At 73.5% G+C, this 16373-nt stretch carries 14 protein-coding genes; 7 read left to right on the top strand and 7 right to left on the bottom strand.

Translation table 11 applies throughout. The features are described from left to right. Window positions 1-632: 632 nt before the first annotated feature. Together I6A81_RS15850 and mshA are read right to left on the bottom strand one after the other, a co-directional pair. Window positions 633-1160, bottom strand: a complete 528-nt coding sequence (locus I6A81_RS15850) for a type III secretion system chaperone family protein (protein WP_203006394.1) — start codon at window positions 1158-1160, stop codon at window positions 633-635. A gap of 169 nt (window positions 1161-1329) precedes the next feature. Next, window positions 1330-2562 carry a D-inositol-3-phosphate glycosyltransferase gene (mshA, locus tag I6A81_RS15845; RefSeq protein ID WP_203006404.1) on the bottom strand — a complete coding sequence of 411 codons (1233 nt, stop codon included), beginning with the start codon at window positions 2560-2562 and terminating at the stop codon, window positions 1330-1332. Window positions 2563-3118: 556 nt separating this feature from the next. Here mshA and I6A81_RS15840 point away from each other — a divergent pair. Together I6A81_RS15840 and I6A81_RS44900 are read left to right on the top strand one after the other, a co-directional pair. After that, window positions 3119-3958 carry a class I SAM-dependent methyltransferase gene (locus tag I6A81_RS15840; RefSeq protein ID WP_203006395.1) on the top strand — a complete coding sequence of 280 codons (840 nt, stop codon included), beginning with the start codon at window positions 3119-3121 and terminating at the stop codon, window positions 3956-3958. 210 nt (window positions 3959-4168) lie between these two features. After that, window positions 4169-5365 carry a glycosyltransferase gene (locus I6A81_RS44900; RefSeq protein ID WP_203010219.1) on the top strand — a complete coding sequence of 399 codons (1197 nt, stop codon included), beginning with the start codon at window positions 4169-4171 and terminating at the stop codon, window positions 5363-5365. A 226-nt stretch (window positions 5366-5591) separates the two neighbouring features. On the opposite strand, the gene I6A81_RS15830 is transcribed toward I6A81_RS44900, so the two are convergent. The 4 genes from I6A81_RS15830 to I6A81_RS15815 form a co-directional block, all read right to left on the bottom strand. Beyond that, complete coding sequence (locus tag I6A81_RS15830) at window positions 5592-6545, bottom strand: aldo/keto reductase (protein WP_203006397.1); 954 nt, start codon at window positions 6543-6545, stop codon at window positions 5592-5594. 150 nt (window positions 6546-6695) lie between these two features. Then, on the bottom strand, window positions 6696-7343 hold the full coding sequence (locus I6A81_RS15825; RefSeq protein ID WP_203006398.1) for a hypothetical protein: 648 nt from the start codon (window positions 7341-7343) through the stop codon (window positions 6696-6698). Between the two features lie 127 nt (window positions 7344-7470). Further along, window positions 7471-8160, bottom strand: a complete 690-nt coding sequence (locus tag I6A81_RS44895; RefSeq protein ID WP_307874691.1) for a helix-turn-helix domain-containing protein — start codon at window positions 8158-8160, stop codon at window positions 7471-7473. A gap of 414 nt (window positions 8161-8574) precedes the next feature. Beyond that, window positions 8575-9777: a DUF349 domain-containing protein gene (locus tag I6A81_RS15815; RefSeq protein WP_203006399.1), complete on the bottom strand. Its 1203-nt coding sequence runs from the start codon at window positions 9775-9777 to the stop codon at window positions 8575-8577. A gap of 302 nt (window positions 9778-10079) precedes the next feature. Between I6A81_RS15815 and I6A81_RS15810 the strand changes: the two genes are divergently transcribed. From I6A81_RS15810 to I6A81_RS15790, 5 genes are all read left to right on the top strand, one after another. Beyond that, a complete protein-coding gene (locus I6A81_RS15810; protein ID WP_307874698.1) occupies window positions 10080-11063 on the top strand; it encodes a carbohydrate ABC transporter permease in 984 nt (327 codons plus the stop codon). Window positions 11064-11119: 56 nt separating this feature from the next. Then, complete coding sequence (locus I6A81_RS15805; protein ID WP_407661312.1) at window positions 11120-12025, top strand: carbohydrate ABC transporter permease; 906 nt, start codon at window positions 11120-11122, stop codon at window positions 12023-12025. A gap of 37 nt (window positions 12026-12062) precedes the next feature. Then, window positions 12063-13469: an extracellular solute-binding protein gene (locus I6A81_RS15800; RefSeq protein ID WP_203006401.1), complete on the top strand. Its 1407-nt coding sequence runs from the start codon at window positions 12063-12065 to the stop codon at window positions 13467-13469. Window positions 13470-13666: 197 nt separating this feature from the next. Further along, complete coding sequence (locus I6A81_RS15795; RefSeq protein WP_203006406.1) at window positions 13667-14725, top strand: ABC transporter ATP-binding protein; 1059 nt, start codon at window positions 13667-13669, stop codon at window positions 14723-14725. A gap of 160 nt (window positions 14726-14885) precedes the next feature. Beyond that, window positions 14886-15428, top strand: a complete 543-nt coding sequence (locus tag I6A81_RS15790) for an O-acetyl-ADP-ribose deacetylase (RefSeq protein ID WP_203006402.1) — start codon at window positions 14886-14888, stop codon at window positions 15426-15428. A 50-nt stretch (window positions 15429-15478) separates the two neighbouring features. Here the strand turns inward: I6A81_RS15790 and I6A81_RS15785 are convergent, their stop codons facing one another. Next, window positions 15479-15922 carry a limonene-1,2-epoxide hydrolase family protein gene (locus I6A81_RS15785; protein ID WP_203006403.1) on the bottom strand — a complete coding sequence of 148 codons (444 nt, stop codon included), beginning with the start codon at window positions 15920-15922 and terminating at the stop codon, window positions 15479-15481. Between the last annotated feature and the right edge of the window lie 451 nt (window positions 15923-16373).

Genomic DNA, 16373 nt, shown 5'->3' with positions numbered 1-16373 from the left:
TTGAGGCGACCGCCGCCTCTCTCGGCCCGCCTGCGCAAGGTCGCGGACTAACGCATCTCCATGCCGCGCCCCGGGTGGTCGCACCTGTCAGCGCTAACGGGCGCTACGGCGCTTGTTTGGCCTGATGCTTGCGTTCTGGCAAGTGTCCGGGGCTCGCGTGCCGGCGGTTGCGTCGTGAGGTCGCGCGTCGCTGTGGGTGGGGGCGCAGGCGCGCGCCCCCACACCCCCGCGCATCGGAGCACCTGGGGTCGGGTGGCGTGGCTGGTCGCCGTGCTGGGTTGCGGCCCGTTGTCACAAGCGATACCGCTGTGATGCGGGCGGTGCCTGCCCTGCGTTTGGGACAGGTGGGACCGGGGGCGACCTGTCCGCTGATCCGCGAGTTATGGGTCGCGTTTTTGCGGACAGGTCTGGGGACGGGCTGCTCGGGGCGGGATGGGGTCGGGTCGGTGGTGGGGTCTGGGACTTGTCCGCTGATCCGCGAGTTGTGGGTCGCGTTTTTGCGGACAGGTCTGGGGATGGGTCGCCCGGAGCGGGACAGGGTCAGGCCTGTGGCGGAGCGGGGGCCCTGCCGGACGAGTGAAGCCGACCTGGAGGTCCGGGTGGGCGTGCCAGCACCCTTACCGGCGACCGTCCTATTGCTGGGTCAGGCGGGCGGCGCGGGCCTCGGCGGCGACCTTGGCGCGCCATGCCTTCTCGCGGGCGATGGCCTGGGCGAAGCCGAGCGCGATCGCCGGGTCGAAGTTCTCGTCGGCGTAGGTGCGGGTGCAGCCCAGCAGCCGGTCGATCTCATCGGCGTTGACCGCGGTGAGCGGCACCTGGCCGGTGAGGAAGATGTCGCCGATCCGGTCGATCGAGAAGTGCACGCCGTAGGTCTTCGCGTTGCGGCTGAGCAGGAACCCGTAGGTTCCGGCCACGTTCTCCGCCGGCTTGCGCATGAAGAACGCCTCGATGAGCAGCGTGTGGTCCTGGACGACGAGCCAGGTCATCGTGCGCAGCTTGTGCTCGCCCTCCAGGGTGACCAGGAATGACCCGGTCCCGGGGTGCTCGTAGGTCAGCTCGAGGTCGTCCAGCGCCTTCGTGATCACCTCGTCCAGGAAGGCGCGTTCGGTTTCGCTGATCCTCCCGGCCACTCCAGCCCCAGCCGATGTCGTCGTGGTCATGAACGACTGCCTCCTCCGCCTCGTGTCGGCAGTCCCGACCGTAAGCGGGGCTGACCTCAGCGGCAATGACCTCTCAGGACGATGATCAAACGGTGGCGGGCCGCGTGGTGACGAGGACCACGCCGTGACGGGATCGGACGGCGACGGCCGATCGGACGGCGACGGCCGATCAGACGGCGACGGCCGAGGGGGACAAGGCGGCGCGATAGGAGGCGAGGACGCCGTGGGCGGTCGCCGGCCAGCCGAAGCCGGCGGCGTGCGCGCGGGCGCCGGCCGCCAGCCGGCGCCGCCAGCCCGGTCGCGCCAGCAGCTCGGACAGCGCGTCCGCGTACGCGACCGGGTCGCGGCCGGCGATCAGTATGCCCGAGCGGCCGTCGGCGACGGCGATGCGCAGCCCGCCGACGGCCGCCGCCACGACCGGCGTTCCGCAGGCCTGGGCCTCGATCGCGACCAGTCCGAAGCTCTCGCTGTGGCTCGGCACGACGACCGCGGTGGCCGCCCGGAACCAGTCGGCGAGCTGGGCGCGCGGCGCCGGCGGGTGGAACAGGACGACGTCGGAGATGCCCAGGTCGGCGGCCAGCTTCACCAGCGCGTCCGGCCGGTCCAGTCCGGTGCCGCTCGGCCCGCCGACCACGGCCACCGTCAGCGACTCGCGCAGCCGCGGGTCGCGGCGCAGCAGCTCGGCCGTCGCGTGCAGCAGCAGGTCGGGTGCCTTCAGCGGCTGGATGCGGCCGACGAACAGCAGCAGGTGGCCGTTCACCGGGACGCCGATGCGCCGCCGGGCCGCCGCCTGCTCGCCCGGCCGGAACATCTCCAGGTCGACGCCCGGAGCGACCACGTCGACGGCAGTCGGGTCGGCTCCGTACAGGTCGACGAGATGGCGGGCCTCCTCGGCGGTCGAGGCCACCAGTCGGGTCGAGGCCGCGACCACCTCTTCCTCGCCCAGCACCCGGGCCGGCGGCTCCGGCGGGTCACCCACGGCGAGTGTGCGGTTCTTCACCTTCGCGAGGGTGTGCGCGGTGTGCACCAGCGGGGCGCCCCAGCGGCGGGCCGCGGCGAGCCCGACCTGGCCGGACAGCCAGTAGTGCGAGTGGACCAGGTCGAACCAGCCCGGCTCCCGTTCGGCCTCGGCGCGCAGCACGTCCGCGGTGAAGGCGCACATCCAGGCGGGCAGCTCGGCGCGTTGCATCTCCTCGAAGGGGCCGGCCGGCACGTGCCGGACCGTCACCCCGGGGTGCAGCTCGGCCGTCGGCGGGAGGCTGCTGCTGGTCGCCCGGGTGAACACCTCGACCTCGGTGCCCAGCGCCGCGAGCTGACGGGACAGCTCCACGACGTACACGTTCAGGCCGCCGGCGTCGCCGGTGCCTGGTTGTTCGAGCGGCGAGGTGTGCATCGACAGCATCGCGACCCGCCGGGGCCCGCCGTGCCGTTGGTGAGACGGTTCGCCTCCGCCCGCGACCAGCTGCACGACCACCTCCACGCGCCCACCGCGAACCGGCCGGCGGACAGTCCCGCTTCAGGCCCGTTCGGCGTTTGTTACTCGAACATTGCATTGCCCGGACTTTGCAACGTGTGCGTCCGGCTGGGCATGCCCGTACCGGCCCTCGCGGCGCCAAGGACGACCGGCGCAGGGGCCGTCCTGGTTGGCCGACTGTCCACCTTAGGGCCGTTATGGCGCCTATCCGACTGTTTTGGGCGGCGCGATCCTCCTCACGTCGGGGTCTGGGCGGCTGAGCGCGCGTCCCAGGCGAGGGCCGGCCACCGGGCCGTGTCCCCGACGCGATGGCCGAGGGGACGGCAGATAGCGGTATCCCCGCGGTGGCCCGTGGTCATCCCGGAGCCCGCCCGGGCGGAGACCCGCCCGGGCCGGCGAGGCGGACGGAGCCGTCCGCCTGGGCAGAACCGTCCGCCCGGGCAGAGCCGATCGCCGAGGCAGAGCCGTCTGTCAAGGTAGAGAGGTGACGACGGCGGCGGCTGGGCGCCGGCCCCCACGGCTGGCGGCCGGCCGGGCCCGCGCGCTCGGCCTGCCGACCCGGGGCACGACGGCGCCGAACCGGCTGCGCCGGGTCGACCGGTGGCTGACGGGCACGCGGGCGGCCCTGCTGCGCGCCGCGGACGAGCCGCTCGTCATCGACCTGGGGTACGGGGCGTCGCCGGTGACGGCCGTCGAGCTCTACGACCGGCTGCGGGCCGTCTGCCCGTCGGCGCGCGTGCTCGGCCTGGAGCTCGACCCCGAACGGGTCGCCGCGGCGGTGCACGCCGCCCGTCCGCCCGGCCTGACCTTCGCCCGAGGCGGGTTCGAGCTCGCCGGCCGGCGCCCGCTGGTCATCCGGGCGATGAACGTGCTGCGCCAGTACGCCGAGCATGAGGTCGAGCCGGCCTGGCAGGCGATGCGCTCCCGGCTCGCGCCCGGTGGCCTGCTCGTCGAGGGCACCTGCGACGAGATCGGCCGGCGCGCCTGCTGGTTCGCGCTGCCCGTCGAAGGCCCGGGGACGCTGACGCTGTCCGCGCACCTGCCGAGCCTCGAACGCCCGTCCGATCTGGCCGAGCGGCTTCCCAAGGCGCTGATCGCGCGCAACGTGGCCGGCGAGCCCATCCACGCCCTGCTGACGGCGTTCGACGAGGCCTGGGACCATGCCGCCAGTTACGCCCCGTTTGGCCCGCGTATGCGCTGGACGCAGGCCGTGGGCGCTCTGCGGGCAGCCGGCTGGCCCATCCAGCTCACTCCGCGCCGCTGGCGGCTTGGCGAGCTCACCCTCGCCTGGCCGCCCGCGGGCCGCCGCGGACCGCTCGAATGAGGTGGATGAGTGCGCGGACAGCGTCCGTCGACGCTGTCACGATCAGCAACCAGTCGGTCGCGGAGCGCCCGGTGAGGCGCTGACCTGCGGATCTGTCGTCGCCCTGACCAGGCAAGAGGCAGATCGGAACGCTGAAACGTAACTGTCATTACGGTCAACTGCAACCCCCCGCCTGTTCCGCGATTCTTCCGATACTGGAGAGTCGTCAGCATGAGCAAGGTCCTGGTGGTGACCTTCAACGGCGGCGGCAACGTGCCGCCCGCTCTCGGCATCGCGGTCGAGCTGAGCCGCCGCGGTCACGACGTGCGGGTACTCGGCCACGCCGAGCAGCGTTCGACGTTCCAGCCAGCCGGGCTGCGGTTCGAGGCGTACCGCCGCGCGGCCGCCCACACCCCGCTGGACCGGATGAGCCTGGCGCGCTGGGCCGCCGACTACGTGGGCGTCTTCCTCGACGCCGGGGCGGGCGTCGACCTGGTGGAGTCCCTCGACCGGGAGGAGGCCGACCTGGTCGTCGTCGACGCGATGCTGCTCGGGGCGCTGCACGCCCTGCAGACGCGGCGGGGCCGGGTGCGGCACGTCGTCCTGCACCACACCCTGCACGGCTTCATGACCCGTGGCTTCGCCCCCTGGGTGCGGCTGCTGAGCGGCCAGCGGCGCCTGTCGCCGACCGCCCTGTGGGCCCGGGCCGCCCGGGCGCTGGTGCCGGGGATCCCCGCGCTGGAGCCGCGGGTGGTCAGGGCGCCGAACACGCGGCTGACCGGCCCGGTCTGGCCGGCCGGGGTGTCGCCCGTGCCGCATTCCGGGACCGGCCGTGCCCTGGTGAGCCTCAGCTCGATCTTCTACCGTGGCCAGGTCGAGACGCTGCGGGAGATCATGACGGCTGTGGCCGACCTGCCGGTCGAGGTGGTACTGACCACCGGCCGCGCCGTCAACCCCGCCGAGCTCGACGTGCCGCGCAACGTCGAGGCGCACGGCTTCCTGCCGCACCGCGAGGTGCTGCCGAACGTCAGCATGGTCGTCGGCCACGGTGGCTTCAGCACCACCCTGCAGGCCCTCGCGCATGACCTGCCGATGGTCATCCTTCCGGCTTTCACCCTCGGCGACCAGAAGGCGGTGGGCGCGGCGGTCGCCCGCTCCGGCGCCGGTCTGACGGTGCGCCGCTCCGCCCCCGCTCCCGTGATCCGCGACGCCATCGCGCGGATGCTCGACGACGGCTCGCACCGCGCCGCCGCCGCCCGCCTCGGCTCCGAGCTGCGCGCCGTCGCCGGCGCCCGCCTCGGTGCCGACGAGATCGAACGCGTCCTGCCCCGGCCCGCCGTCACCGTCGTCCCACGCCAGCAACAGCCCACGGCGACCGCGCGTCGCCCGAACCGCGCGGCCTTCCCACGCCCGGCCGGGGCGTCGTAGGAGCCAACCCCACGAGCCCAACCCGACCGAGCCCAAGCCCGCCGAGCCAGTGCCAGGTTCTCCCGTCAGCGGCGGCTGACCGCGGCGCTCACCCGGAGGGGACGGCTTCGAAACGGCGGCGGTGGGCAGGCTGGCAGGTGCGCGGCGCCCACCGGCCCGCTCTTTCCGCCGACGAGTCGGCGGGCGCTCGCGCGGTGTCGAGGGCGCCCGCCCTGCCGCCAAGCGGTCAGGCCCGCGGGCGGTAGGTCGGGGCGATCTTGTCGAGGACGGCGAGGTCGTCGGCCCGGGGCTGCCAGGCGCCGGCCACGGCGTTCGCGCGGACCTGGGCGGCGCTGGTGGCGCCCGCGATGACGGAGGCGACGCCGGGCTGGGCGGCCAGCCCGCCGATCGCGACGTCGAGCAGGGACCGGTCTCGTTCGCGAGCGAACGTCTCCAGGGTCTCGACCTGGTCGAAGATCTCGTCGGTCAGCTCGTCCTGCCGGCCCGCCATCCGGGTACCCGGCTCCGGCGGCTCGTCGCGGCTGTACTTGCCGGTCAGGATGCCGTTGGCGAGCGGGAAGTACGGCAGGATGCCGATCCCATACTTCAGGGCTGCGGGCACCAGTTCGGCCTCGACGCCGCGCTCCAGCAGGTTGTAGTGGTTCTGCGCCGAGATGAACCTGGTGCGGCCCGAGGCACGTGCCGTCCACTCGGCGTCCGCCGCCTGCCAGCCGTCGAGGTTGCAGGCCCCGACGTAGCGGACCTTGCCCTCCTTGACCAGCTCGTCCAGGGCGTCGAGTGTCTCCTCGATCGGGGTGACTCCGTCGAGGTTGTGCAGCTGGTAGAGGTCGAGGTAGTCGGTCTGCAGGCGCGACAGCGACCCCTCGACGGCCTTGCGGATGTAGCGGCGCGACGCCCGGGCGCCGTAGTCCGGGCCGTAGACCCCGCCCATGTCGTTACCGAACTTGGTGGCGAGCACCACGTCGTCCCGGCGGGACCGCAGCACGTGCCCGAGCAGCGTCTCCGAGCCACCCTTGTTGCCGTAGGTGTCCGCCGTGTCGAAGAAGTTGATGCCGGCCTCGATCGCGGCGTCGACCACGGCGCGCGTGCCGTTGAGGTCGACCCTCGAACCGAAGTTGTTGCAACCAAGACCGACGACGGAGACCAGCAGGCCGGAGCTGCCCAGCGGACGGTAGCGCATGACGGCCATACAACATGTGGACCACGAGTCCCGGACGTCCGGGTCCAGGACTCGTGGTCCATGTCACTCGCCGCAATCATGCGGAGGCGCAGCGCGCCTGGCGCGCGAGCGAAAGCCGGCGCGAACCAGTGAACGGAGCCTGACCGGCGGCTACTTCCGCGGCTCGGTGGCGCGGCGCGCCTGGCCGACGGCGGCCTTGCCCGCGGCGCCCGCGGCACCGGCCGCGCGCCGGGCCGACGTGCTCGCCGCCTTGGTCCGGCTGACGGCGGTGCGGGTACGGGTGACGGCCTCCTCGGTCGCCGGAGCGCGGCGGATCTCGGTGACTCGCTTCTCGCCGCGGTTCGCCCAGGAGTTGTAGAGCTGCGCGGCCCGGCCCGGAAGGCCGGACAGCTGGGTACCGACCGTGTCCGGCAGGGCGCGCATCACGGAGCTGACCTGGGTCGGGACCTTGACCGCCTCCATCGTCAGCCCGCCGACCCGGTCGGACAGCCGGCGGACCTCCGTGCCGGCCGTGGCGGGCAGGGTGCGCAGCTTCTCGACGGCGATGTCGGCGGCGCCGACGTAGGCATACAGCGGCTTGCGGACCTCGGAGATCGGCGCCCGCCGCTGGCTCGGCGTGCTCCTCGTCGTCGTCGACTCGGGCCCGGTGCCGCGGGCCGCCGTGCCGGTGCCCGCGCCGCGGGTTGTCGTGCCGCCGCCGCGCGCGGTGGTGCTCCCGCCGCGCGCCGAGGTGCTCTTCGAGGACGCCGCGGCGCCGGTGCGCCTGGTTCGGGGCGTGGTCGTCCGTTCGGTAGCCATCTGACCTCCTCCGCGCGTGAGACCGGCGGTCCTACGCGCATCTGTCTGTCCGTTGTCGTGCTGGGCGCGGTGCACCGCCTTCAGGGTCAGTCGGGTTCACCGTCATGGATCGTCGAGCCCGCGCCGGCTACGGCGCGGGCGTCGCCGTTGGTTCTTCGGTGGTGGCCGCCGCCGGGTTGGCGTGGGGAGCGTCCGCCGCGGCCTTGGCGGTCGTCGCCGTCCGCCGGGTCGTTGCCTTCGGGGTGGTGGACTTCGGGGTGGTGGCCCGGCGCGCGGGCTGATCCGCGGCGTTCCCGTTGCCCGCGGCGCGCGCCCGCCGGGTCGTGCCCGTGGCGGGCGTGCTTTGCCGGGCCCTGGCCGGAGCGGCGGGGGCGGGCCCGGACTCCGGCGCCCGCGCGTCCCGGGCCGCGGCGTCCGGCGCTCCCGTTCCCGTGGTGGCGCCGGAACCCCCGCCACCGGGGGCACCCTCGGCGGCGGCCGCGTTCTCCCGGCGGAACGCCGCATAGATGTCGAGGATGACCTGCTTCTGGCGTGCCGTGAGCGTCTCGTCGGCGAGCACGGCGGCGTGCAGGTTCTCGCTGCCCTCCCGCTCCTCGAGGATCCCGGCCTGTACGTAGAGGACCTCGGCGGAGATGCGCAGCGCCTTGGCGATCTGCTGCAGGATCTCCGCCGACGGCTTGCGCAGGCCGCGCTCGATCTGGCTCAGGTACGGGTTGCTCACCCCGGCCTGCTGGGCCAGCTGCCGCAGCGAGATGTGCGCGGCGCGCCGCTGGTCCCGGATGAAGTCACCCAGCTCGCGGACGTTCAGGGCCGCCACCGGCTCGTCCACCTCCCTCGCCGCGCCGCGGGCCGTCCGGCCCACGACGTCCGGTGCCGCGACGCCGCCACAGCGCCCGCGCCGCTTCGCGGCGAATCCCGGACCTCCAAGGGGGCCCCGGATCGGCGGCAGGGTTCCTCCCGGATCGGCGAAGCCGATCTGAGAGGCCGGCGATCCGGGCAGGAGCCCCGGGAACACCCGACACGACCAAGGGTCGCCGACCTGTGGCGTCACGTGACGATGCCACACCGCATCGACGATGGCGACGCTACGTCGCGGTGCTAACTATGGCAAGCGCTCGGTTAGCGTTCGACGGTCGTGTCGGACCACCGGCGAGCAGGAAACCAACGGGAAAGACCCCGCTGACCAGCGCGGATGTGCGCCGGTCGGCGGGGTCCTTGGTGGTTCGCGCCGCTAGCGCTCGGACTGGGCGAGCCAGGCGCGCTGAGTGGCGAGATCGGCCTCCACCTTGGCGATGTCCTTGGTCCTGCCCGAGGCCTTGGCTCTCTCGAGCTTCTCCTCGAGCCGGCTCACCGATTCGCGCAGCTTCGCGACGAACGGCGAGGTTTCCGTGCCCTGGCGCGACCAGCGGGCGTCGGCCGCCTCGCGGATCCGGTCGCCGATCGCGGTCAGCTGGCGCTCCAGCTGACCGACCGCGTCGCGCGGCACCCGGCCGACGGCGTCCCAGCGCTCCTGGATCTCGCGCAGCTTGCGCAGCGAGCGCTCGGCGTCGGCCGGATCCAGCTCGGCGGCCTCCGCCAGCAGCGCCTCCTTGGCGGTCTGGTTGGCCCGCGCCGCCGCGTCGCGCTCGGCGTTCACCGCGTTGCGGCGGCTGAAGAACGCGTCCTGCGCCGCCCGGAACCGGGCCCACAGCTCGTCGTCGACCTCCTTGGCCGCCCGCCCGGCCGTCTTCCACTCGGCCATCAGCGCGCGGAACCGGGCGGTGGTGGCGCCCCAGTCGGTCGACTCGGCGAGCGACTCGGCCTCGGCGATCAACGTTTCCTTGCGTTCCTTCGACCTGGCGCGCTGGGTGTCGAGCGCGGCGAAGTGCGCCGTGCGGCGACGGGCGAACTCCTCGCGGGCGGCGGCGATCCGCCGCCACAGGCCGGAGTCGGTCCGCTTGTCGACACCCGTGATCGCGCGGAACTCCTCGCCGATCGTCCGGAACCGCTCGCTGACCGTCTTCCAGTCGGAGCTCTTCGCCAGCCGCTCCGCCTCGGCGACCAGCTCCTCCTTGGCCGCGACCGCCTGGGCGGCGCGGGCGGCCCGCTCGGCCTGCACCTGGGAGCGGCGGCTCTCCGTCACCCCAAGCAGGGCGGCGAGCCGGGCGCGCAGCGCGTCCAGGTCGCCGACCACCGCGGCGCCGTCGAGCCCGTCGAGCAGCCGCTGCGCGCTGGCGGCCACGCCGACAGGGTCGACGCCGGCGATCATCACCCGCTTTTCCAGCAGCTCCACCTCGGCGGAGAGGTCCTCGTAGCGGCGCACGAAGTGCGCGAGCCCCTCGTCGGGGCTGCCGGCCCGCCACGAGCCGACAGCGCGCTCGCCCTCGGACGTCCGTACATAGACGGTGCCGTCGTCAGCGACCCGTCCCCACTCGGAGCCGGTCCCGTCACTCATCGCAGTCCCAAGATCGACATTAGGTTGCCTGCCATTCTTGCAGGCATCTGGCGTCTGTGGGATCCCTGGCGCCGATCCGGTGGCCACGCGATCGCGAACACGGGTCGGACCGGTCCTGTTCACCTTCTGGTCAGCTCGCCTTCTAGGCAGGTGACGCGATGCGGGCCAAGATGCGTAAGCGTGGCGAGAGGGGCGACAGGGGGGACGAGCGCGCTGTGAGCGCAGGCGCAAGCGAGCGGAGTGGTCGTCCGAGGTACGAGGACGGCCGCGCAGCAAGTGCGGCGCCGAAGCGAACTCGGAACATAGCCGGCGTTGGTGGCTGGCGGGTTGGCGCGCTGCTGTTCCCCGCCCTGCTCGGGCTCACCGTGTTCGTGCTCGGCCCGGCGCTGGTCTCGGCGTTCACGGCCGGCACGGACAAGACGTTGACGGGGCCGAGCTTCCAGTGGGTGGGCACCGCGAACCTGCGCGAGGCGTTCCACGATCCGGACTTCGGCAAGTCGGTCGTCAACACGTTGCTGTACTGCGTGCTGACGGTCGTCCCGGCGGTCGTCGTCGGGCTCGCGCTGGCGCTGGCGACCCAGAAGGTCGTCAGGGGGCGCGGCGCGCTGCGGCTCGCGTTGTTCCTGCCGGTCAGCGCGAACCTGGTCGCGATCGCCGTCGTGTTCGCCTACATGTTCGACCCGAGTCCTAAGGGCTTGGTGAACACGTTCATCGGTTGGCTCGGCGCGCAGCCGCGCAACTGGCTGGGAGACGAGTCGACGTCGCTGCCGGTGGTGGCGCTGGTCGGTGGCTGGCGGCTGACGAGCTTCGTGTTCGTGGTCTACCTCGCCGGGCTGACCGCGATCCCGGCGTCGGTGTACGAGGCGGCCGACGTCGACGGGATCCGCGGGTTCGCCCGGCTGCGGCACGTCACGCTGCCACTGCTCGCGCCTACCACGATCTTCCTCGCGGTCTTCACCACGATCCTCACGCTGCAGACGTTCGAGACGGTGGCGGTGCTGACCGATGGCGGCCCGTTCCGGTCGAGCGCGACGATCGTCTACTACATCTTCGAGGTCGGCTTCACCGGCTCGTTCCGGATCGGCTACGCGTCCGCGCTCGCGTTGCTGCTCATCCTGGGAATCGTGCTGATCGGGATCGTCGGCTCGGTGCTCGGCCGGCGGGCGCGGGAGCGGGCCGCCCGGATCGACGAGACGGGCGCCGGCCTCGGGGCCGACGGCGACCCCGGCCTGGCCCTGGCGGGGGTCGGCGCGGGGCCTGGCATCGCGGCGGAGGCGGCTCGATGACCCAACCCTCGGCGCCCCAACCCTCGGTGCCCCAATCTTCGGCGCCCCAGCCGTCGGTGACCGAACCGTCGGTCGGCCAGCCGGCCGGGCGCGAGGCGGGCGCGCCGGCGCCGCGGGCCGGCCGGCGCGGGAGGGGCCGGCTGGCCGGGCTCGCCGGGCGGGCCGTGGTGCTCGCGCTGGGGGTGTTCTTCGCGCTGCTGCCGTTCGTCTGGATGGCGCGCACCGCGTTCGGCCCGTCCCAGTCGGCGCTGAGCCTCACGGCGAACCCGATCCCGGAGTCGGTCAGCTTTCACGCCTTCCAGCGAGCCTTCGAGGAGGCCCACCTGGGCCGGGCGCTGGTGACCGGGATCGTGGTCAGCCTGGCGATCCTGGTGTTGCAGCTGCTGACCGCGATCCCGGCGGCCTACGTGTTCGCCTGGGTGCCGTTTCGCGGCCGCGCCGCGGTGTTCGGGCTGGTGCTGGCGACCTTGCTGGTGCCGAGCCAGGTGACCGCGATCCCGAACTACGTGACGATCTCCGCCCTGGGTTTCGCCAACACGCGCGTCGGCCTGGTACTGCCGTTCATGACCAGCGCCGCCTCGATCTTCCTGCTGCGCCAGTACATGACCACGATCCCGGTCTCGGTGCTGGAGGCGGCCCGCATGGACGGCCTCGGACTTCTCCGAACGCTGCGGACCATCGTGGTGCCGCTGTCGATGCCCGCCATCGCGACCGTCTCGGTCTTCAGCTTCCTGCTGTCGTTCAACGAGTACCTGTGGCCGCTGCTGGAGGCCCGCTCGCCCGAGATCCACACCCCGCCCCTGGCGCTGGTCACGATGATGAACTCCCCGAGCATGGGCCTGCCGGACTTCGCCGTGCTCTCCGCCGGTGCCCTGATCATCAGCCTGCCCAGCCTCGTCGTGTTCCTCGTCGCCCAGCGACGCCTCACCGCCGGCCTGACCGGCACGGGCGTCGGTGGCTGACCGCCCCACCGATCATGAGAACACTGGAAGGACACCCGTGATCCGCATCGTTGCTGGCGCGCGAGGCCTCCGCGGGCGCGAAACACGCAGCCTACTCCGGCCGACACGTTCGCTGTCGGCGCTCGCCGCCGCCACGGCCCTCGCGGTCACGGCCGCCGCCTGCGGGGGCGGCGGCGACAGCGCCGACCAGCCCAACCTCCAGCCGACCGCGCGCACCGCCGAGGCCGGCGTCGCCGGCGTCAACGGCGCCACCGCCTCGCCCGAGTGCGCCGCCAAGGTGAAGAACCTGACGTTCTACGGGATCACCGCGCTCAGCGACGCCGCCAAGAACGGCAAGGCGTACATGGAGAAGGCACACCCGGGCCTGACCGTGACGCTCAACGAGGCGCCGAACTACGTGGCGCTCCTCCAGCAGCTCTCCGCGGACAAGGCCGCCGGCAAGCAGGCCGACGTCGCCGTCGCAGGGTTCGACGTCCTGCCGGTGTTCGCCAAGCAGCTCGGCGCCAGGGAGCTCCCGGCGAACCTGCTGCGCTCCACCTACGACCAGGGGTTCCTCAAGCTCGGCCAGATCGACGGCAAGCAGATCGGCATCCCGGCGCAGGTCTCGATGCCGGTGCTGATCTACAACCTCGACGTGCTGGAGAAGGCCGGCGTCGACCCGAAGACGCTGACCACCACCACCGGAGTGCTCGCCGCCACGGAGAAGATCAAGGCGGCGGGCGGCGTCCAGCCGATCGACCTGCCGACCGGCGAGCAGTTCGCCCAGTGGTACCTGAGCACGCTCGCGAGCTCCAAGGGCGTCCAGATCCAGAACGCGGACGGCACGCCGAACCTGGACGACCCGACCGTGATCGAGGCCGCGCAGTTCCTCGCCAAGGTCGGCTCCTACGGCCCGCAGTCCGACTCGCCGTCCGCGAACGGCCTGCTGAGGTTCGGCATCCAGAAGCAGACCGCGATGGTCGGCGCCACGGTCGCCTCGCTCGCGGCCGGCCTGCGCTACATCCGCGAGCAGGGCGCGAACGGCTTCCGGGCCGGCGTCCTGCCGTTCCCGACCCTGCCGGGCGGCACCCAGCACCCGGTCGCCGGCGGCAACGCGCTGACCGTGCTGTCCACCGACGACTGCCAGCGGCAGATGGCGACCGAGCTGGTGGTCTCGCTGCTCGCGCCGGACGTCGTCGCCGCCGGCGTCGAGGCGGTCAGCTACCTGCCCGTCGACACCGCCGCCGCCGAGCAGCTCGCGAGCTTCTACCAGGAGTTCCCCGAGCTGGAGCAGTTCAAGGGCCTGGGCGGCTCGCTGGTGGCGGCCCCGGCCTGGCCGGGCAGCCGCGGCGGCGAGGTCCCGCAGGCGCTCACCGACCAGGTGATGCGGGCGATGACCGGCACCGACCCGGCCGCCGCGATGCGCGAGGCGCAGGCCAAGGCCACCGAGCTGACCGCGTCCTGACGGACCTCGTGACGGAGCTGACCTGAGATGGCTGACCTGAGATGACGGAGCTGGCCGCGCGGCCGGGCGGCGACGACGCCGGGGACCCACCCGGATCGGCGACCCCGGAGGTTCCCGCCGGATCGGTGGCGCTGACCAAGGAGGTCGGCGCGGTGGCCCCGGCCGCCGCCGGCGCCACCGCCGGGGTGCCCATCGAGATGGTGGGCCTGGGCCGGGACTTCGGCCCGGTCCGGGCACTCGCCGACGTGACCATGTCGGTGGCCCCCGGCGAGATCGTCGCGCTTCTCGGCCCGTCCGGCTCCGGCAAGTCCACCCTGTTGCGGATCTGCGCCGGCCTCGAGGAGGCGACCGCCGGCCGGCTGCTGTTCGGCGGCGCCGACCAGGCCGGCATTCCGCCCCACCAGCGGGACGTGGCGCTGGTCTTCCAGCACTACGCCCTCTATCCGCATCTGTCGGCGCTGGACAACCTGACGCTGGCGCTGCGCTACGGCCGCAAGATGCCGAAGGCCCAGGCCGTGGCGCGCGCCCGCGAGACCCTGGACATGCTCGGCATCGGCGCGCTGGCCAGGCGGCGGCCGGCGCAGATGTCCGGCGGCCAGCGCCAGCGGGTCGCGATCGGGCGGGCGCTCGCCCGGCGGGCCCGGGTGGTGCTGCTCGACGAGCCGATGTCCGGCCTGGACGCGAAGCTGCGCGTCGAGCTGCGCGTCGAGATCGTCGCCCTGCTGCGCCGGCTCGGCTCGACCGCGCTGTTCGTCACCCACGACCAGGCCGAGGCGATGGCGGTCGGCGACCGCGTCGCCGTCCTCGACGCCGGCCGCCTGGAGCAGCTGGACACCCCCGACGAGATCTACGACCGCCCGGCGAGCCGCTTCGTCGCCACGTTCGTCGGCAGCCCGCCGATGAACGTCCTCGACGGTGCCCGCGCCGACGGCGTGCTGGCCGGTCCCGGCTTCGCCGTCGCCGCCCCGGCGGGGGCCGCCGCGGTGGGCGTGCGCCCCGAGGGCCTCCGGCTCGCCCCCGCGGGCCCGGCGGCTGGGTCCCCGGACGGCGGCGCGCTCCGCCTGGACGGCACGGTCGTCGTCTCCGAGCGCCTCGGCGCCGAACGCGTCGTCTACGTCCAGACCCCGGCTGGGCCGCTGGCCGTCCGCATCGGCGCCGAGGGGGCCGTCCAGCCGGGCACCGCGGTCACCCTCTCCGCCGCGGCGCCCGCCCTCACCTTCTTCGCCGGCGACGGCACGCGGATCGGCGCGGCCTGACGGCGCCGCTCCCACGGGGGCCGACGCGGTGGCCAGGGGCCCCAGCGCGGCCGCTGGGGCCCCGCGTGGTCGCTGCGGCGTGCCCGGGGTCCCGCGGCCCTCGTGGCGAGCACAATGAGCCTGGCGCGAGGCCTGGCGCGACTGGAGGAGGGCCGTTCGGATGGCGTCGTCGACGGCCAAGATCACGTTCGTGCGTGGCAACATCACCGAGCAGCGGGTGGACGCGGTCGTGAACGCGGCGAACTCGTCGTTGCTGGGCGGCGGCGGGGTCGACGGGGCGATCCACTTCGCGGGCGGCCCGGAGATCCTGGCGGCCTGCCGGCGGCTGCGCGAGACCGAGTACCCCCGAGGCCTGCCGGCGGGCGGCGCCGTGGCGACCCAGGCGGGGCGGCTGCCGGCGCGGCACGTCATCCATGTGGTCGGCCCGGTCTACTCCGCCCGCGAGGACCGCTCCGCGCTGCTGCGTTCCTGCCACGTCGAGGCGCTGCGCCTGGCCGACGAGCTGGGGGCGCGCACCCTCGCCCTGCCGGCGGTCAGCACCGGCGCCTTCGCCTGGCCCCTCGCGGACGCCGCCCGCATCGCGGTCACCGCCGTTCTCGAGACCCCGTCCGCTCTGGACGAGGCCCGCTTCGTCCTCTTCGACAACCGTGCCCTGAGGGCCTTCGAGGCCGCCTACGCGCGGATCCGAGCCGGTTCAGCCTGAGCCTTCCCCGGCACCCGTCCACGACGGTGAGCGGGCGGGGCGGCGGCCGGTCAGCCGGTCTTCCCGTTGCCCCGGGCCTTGGCGAGCAGCGCGCCGACCTGGGCGGCGACGACGTTCCCGGCACCGCGAGCGCCGGCGGCCAGGAACGTGGCCCAGTCGAAGTAGTCCCGCCACAGGACGATTCGGTCGTCCCGCACCTCGAAGGTGCCGCACACCCAGAAAGCCGCTTCCCATGAGCCCGACCGCAGCACGTCGGTCCGTTCGGAGAGCACGACCGACCCATCGACGGCGAGATGCCGGACGCGCACCTCGAACCCCGTGAAGTACCGCCCCATCCACCTCAGCTGCTTCTCCACCGCGGCCCGCCCGCGGGCGGGCGGAAGCGGGACGTTCTGGTAGACGACGTCGTCGGCGACCAGGTCGAGCGCGGCGTCGATGTCCAGCCGTTCCAGCGCCGCCAGGAACTCGGTGACCGTGGACTTCGGATCGGGCATGGCGGGCCTTCCGGAAGCTGCCGGCGGGCTGTCTCGTCGGACTGTCTCGATCGACTGTCTCGTGGGCTGACTCGTCGAGCCGTGTTTGGGCTGTCTGACGGCCGTTGGCTGCCTGATTTCTGGCGCAGCTTCCTTATTTTACTGGTCACCTCACCGGAAAGCCGACGAAAACGGCTATGAAGACGGCGATGCGGGTGAGGTCCCCACCGGTCGCGCTCGCACCGTGTGGGTGGGCGAGGAGGTGACGGTCCGCGAACCGGTGGGGACGACTGGGGGGCCGGGCGAAGCGGACCCACCGGGCTGGCGAAGCAGTCCGGCGGGGGCCCCGCGCGAGGAGGGGAGGCCGCGCGCGGCCGTGGGCCCTCGCGGGTGCTACCCGATCTCGGCGAGTTGTTGGTCGAGGTCGCGGGCGGTGGGGACGGCGGTGTGGCGGCGTAGGCGGCGGCGGACC

This window comes from Frankia nepalensis (genome assembly GCF_016786325.1).
Taxonomy (GTDB): domain Bacteria; phylum Actinomycetota; class Actinomycetes; order Frankiales; family Frankiaceae; genus Pseudofrankia; species Pseudofrankia nepalensis.
The sequence above is the reverse complement of the archived record's forward strand: the minus strand, read 5'-3'. Positions and strand labels throughout refer to the sequence as shown.